Origin of the sequence: Sphaerisporangium melleum (assembly GCF_014646695.1) — a bacterium.
Classification (GTDB): Bacteria; Actinomycetota; Actinomycetes; order Streptosporangiales; family Streptosporangiaceae; genus Sphaerisporangium; species Sphaerisporangium melleum.
In genome coordinates, this window is record NZ_BMNT01000096.1 from 1 (window position 1) to 3521 (window position 3521).

A 3521-nucleotide genomic window follows, 5' to 3' on the forward strand; every position below is an offset into this window, starting at 1 on the left:
CCTCCAGCGCCTGGACACCACCACCGGCATCGTCCAGAACAACCAGGCCCGCGTCCTCGTCGAACGCATCCCCTACAGCGGTGGCGGCGCCGTCACCGGCCCGGTCACCGTCTCCAACACCGTGGTGACCCTGTCGAACAACGGCACCACCGTCAACCTCCCGCACACCGCCATCGACGACACCTTCACCATCACCCTCCTGCCACCGGGCGGCGGCAACCCCTCCCCGTCACCTTCGCCGTCCCCGTCCCCTTCTCCCTCTCCGTCGCCCTCGCCGTCTCCGGTTCCGGGGGCGTGCTCGGCGACGATCGAGACCACCAACAGCTGGCCGGGCGGGTTCCAGTCGACGGTGACGGTGCGAGCGGGCAGCGCCGCGGTCAACGGGTGGACCGTGCAGTGGAGCTGGCCCGGTGGGCAGAGCATCAGCAGCCTGTGGAACGGCCGGCAGAGCTCGTCCGGCTCCAGCGTGACCGTGCGCAACGAGGCCTACAACGGCTCGATCGCGGCGGGCGGCTCCACGACCTTCGGCTTCACCGCTAGCGGCAGCGCGGCCACTCCGACCGCGACCTGCACCAGCCCCTGACCCGCTGAGCGGGACGCGAGGGAGACCGGGCCCCGGCCCGGCCTCCCTCGCGTCCACTGGCCGTCGCGCTTCCCGCCTTTCGCGCCGGATCGCGGCGACCGGATCCCGAGGTGCGGAGGGCGCCCGCACAATGGGACGAGCCCCGTTTCCCACCTCGGGAAACGGGGCTCGCGGGGTTCTGCCGCGATCAGCCGGGCGGTAACTGGCCGTTCTTCGCCACCGGGACGCCGAGCTGCGCCGCTCCGGTGAGCGTCGCCGTCTCGGCCGGCAGGTTGCCGAGCACCGGGTTGAGATGCTTCAGGTTCAGCGTCACGGGCGAGATGGCGGGGGCGACGACGTCGAACTTCTCCAGATCGAGCCACCGTACGATGTTCAGCACCTCCGATGGGACGTTGTCACCCGCCTTCAACACCGGCACGCAGAGCTGACGGCCGTAGGTGACCTGGACGGACGCCGCCGGGATCTTGCCGACCAGCACCGGGTTGAGCTGAGAGAGCAAGAGCTTGCGGTTCATCAAGGTGTTCGGGGTGATCCCGTAGCACTTGAGATCGATGTGCGAGACCAGCGCCAGCACCTCGGAGGGCGGCACCACGCCGTTCTTGGCGACCGGGACGCACAGGTGCTGAGGGGTGGTCATGGTGACCTGCTCGCGCGGCAGGTCCTGGAGCACCGGGTTGAGGTGGCTCAGGACGAGCGACCGGTTCACCGTGATCCCGCTGATCCGGTAGCAGGAGAGGTCGACGTACCGGATGAAGTCGATGACGCCGGACGGTGGGTTCACCTGGTTCTTGGTGACCGGGACGCACAGTTGCTCGCGCGGGCCGAGGGTGACCTGTTCGGTGGGCAGGTCGCTGAGCACGGGGTTGAGGTGCCTCAGCGTCAGCGTGGTGGTCGGGGGCTGGTACGAGGTGGTCTTGAAGCATTCCAGGTCGAGGTACGACGTGAAGGCCTTGGGGCTGGGCAGCGCGAGGGCGGTGGCGGACGGCGCGATGAGGAAGGCCGCCGCGACCATCGCGAGAGTGACGCACAGCACACGCCGGACGCCCGGTCTGGTGATTCTTCGACGCCTCGTCCCGGGTTCGCTCATGACTGGTCTCCATTTGGTCGTGGATTCCGATGGTGCTCCCAACTGTCCGCCGGAGGCATGAGGTTGACAAGAATGGTGTCCGCTTTCTGACGCACCCGGATATCCGCCGTGCGATTGGTGCCGCTTATAAGTCGTGCCCGGGGCCGTGAAGCCGGAAAGGACTGCTCAGGCGGGGGGCGTCCCGTGCGGTGGGCACTGACCGCCGGACGCCGCGGCCATTTCACGTGGCCAGGACATGTGGTGTGATTGCGCGGTGCCGGAAGAAATTCTTCGCTTTTCCATATACGGTTGGCGCTGCGGCTCCAGAACCCGTCCCGGCGGACGGTAACGGGTGATCCGAATTCGTTTTCCGATTTCCGATTCCCGTGGTCCGGCGCCCGCCGGGCCGGGGCGCCGGCGGGGACCGCGACGTGGGCCGTGACCACGCCGCGGACCCCGGTCAGGGCGCCGGTGGCAGGAGTCGCGTCGCTAGCCGCCTATGGCCATGGCGAAGATGTGCATGGTCGCCACCCCCGACGCCGCCCGCGGGCTGATGTTCGGCAGGTCGACGCGGGAGACCTCCTTGTCCTGCAGCGCCACTCCCGCGAAGTAGATGGTCGCCGCGGTGTTGGCCCGCTGGTTGCCCTGCCGGTTCTGGTAGGCGGCCACGACGGCGGCGTCCCCTTCCGGCCGCGGCCCGCCGTACCAGTCCGGCGAGGCGAGGGTGAAGGTCTGCCGCGTGCCGTCCTGGTAGACGATGGTCGCGGGCCCGGATACCGCGCCGTAGGTTCCGGCCAGCAGGAAGCCGAGGGTCTTCCCCTTTCCGGTGATCTTGATGGACTGTCCTGAGGCGATGGCGTTGTCCGGGCCGCCCGCCGGGACGTCCGGCCAGGTGAAGGTCACCCCGCCCTTGCTGATCGTGCCGCCCGGGGTGACCCCGGCCTGGGCCAGCGCCTGGGCGGAGATGCTCGCGCCGTTGCCGTCGAAGTTGCCGGGGGCGGTGTTGGCGTCGTCGGTGACGCCGACGTTGCTGAAGCTCTCCGCGAGCGGGGTCTCCCGGCCGTCCCACACCTGGACGGTGGCCTTCGCGGACGCGGACCAGTCGTGGCCGCTCACCGTGGCGAACAGGGGGACCTTGCCCGCCGCCTGGCTCGCGCCGGGGGTGACGGTGAACTCGACGGTGGTCTCCGAGTCGGGCTTCAGCGGCCGCAGCACGATCTGCGCCGGTGTCACGCTCCAGCCGTCGGGAACCTCCAGGGTCACCGTCCCCCGGGGGGCCATCGGCATCTCGACCGCCCGGACGGTGACGGCGAGCTTCGCCTCCCGGCCGGGGCTCACCTCGGCGGGTGCGGTCATCTTGATCTTCTGCAGGGCGTAGGCGCGGTAGGTGTGCCCGCCCTTCCCGGTGAGTTCGATCAGGCCGGGCTCGACCTTCCTGACGTGGGCCCGGCCGCCGCGGGTGCCGTCGACCACCCGGTAGCGGCCGGCGAACATCTCGCCGCGCACCTTCACCACACCGTCGCGATCGGGCGTGATGTGGAGTTCGTCGGCCTGCCCGTCGCTCCAGGTGGCGCCGACGGTGTGGCCGCCGCGGCCCCGCAGTCCCTTGATCTTGCCGGATCGCCAGGCCTCCGGGAGTGCGGGGAGTACGTGCAGTTCGCCGTTGTGGCTCTGCAGCAGCATTTCGGCGATGCCGGAGGTGGCGCCGAAGTTGCCGTCGATCTGGAACGGGGGGTGCAGGTCGAACATGTTCGGTGCGAGCCGGGCCGGGGTGACCAGGAAGCGGACCAGGTCGTGCGCCCGGTTGCCCTCCTCCATCCGCGCCCAGTAGTTGATCTTCCAGGCGAGGGACCAGCCGGTGCCGTCGTCGCC

Annotated in this window: 3 protein-coding genes; 1 reads left to right on the top strand and 2 read right to left on the bottom strand. The window is 69.8% G+C overall.

Features of this window, described 5'->3' with window-relative positions; all coding sequences use genetic code 11:
- A partial coding sequence (locus tag IEY93_RS37150) for a cellulose binding domain-containing protein (RefSeq protein ID WP_229691797.1) occupies positions 1 to 583 on the top strand: 583 nt, incomplete at its 5' end.
- Positions 584 to 770: 187 nt separating this feature from the next.
- Here the strand turns inward: IEY93_RS37150 and IEY93_RS37155 are convergent.
- Both IEY93_RS37155 and IEY93_RS37160 read right to left on the bottom strand, forming a co-directional pair.
- The gene (locus tag IEY93_RS37155; RefSeq protein WP_229691798.1) at positions 771 to 1670 is read right to left on the bottom strand and encodes a hypothetical protein; all 900 of its coding nucleotides are present in this window, start codon (positions 1668 to 1670) and stop codon (positions 771 to 773) included.
- Between the two features lie 468 nt (positions 1671 to 2138).
- A partial coding sequence (locus tag IEY93_RS37160; RefSeq protein ID WP_229691799.1) for a COG1470 family protein occupies positions 2139 to 3521 on the bottom strand: 1383 nt, incomplete at its 5' end.

Excerpts from the sequence above, each read along its gene's own strand:
- IEY93_RS37155 (WP_229691798.1), bottom strand. The coding sequence starts at position 1,670 with ATGAGCGAACCCGGGACGAGGCGTCGAAGAATCACCAGACCGGGCGTC.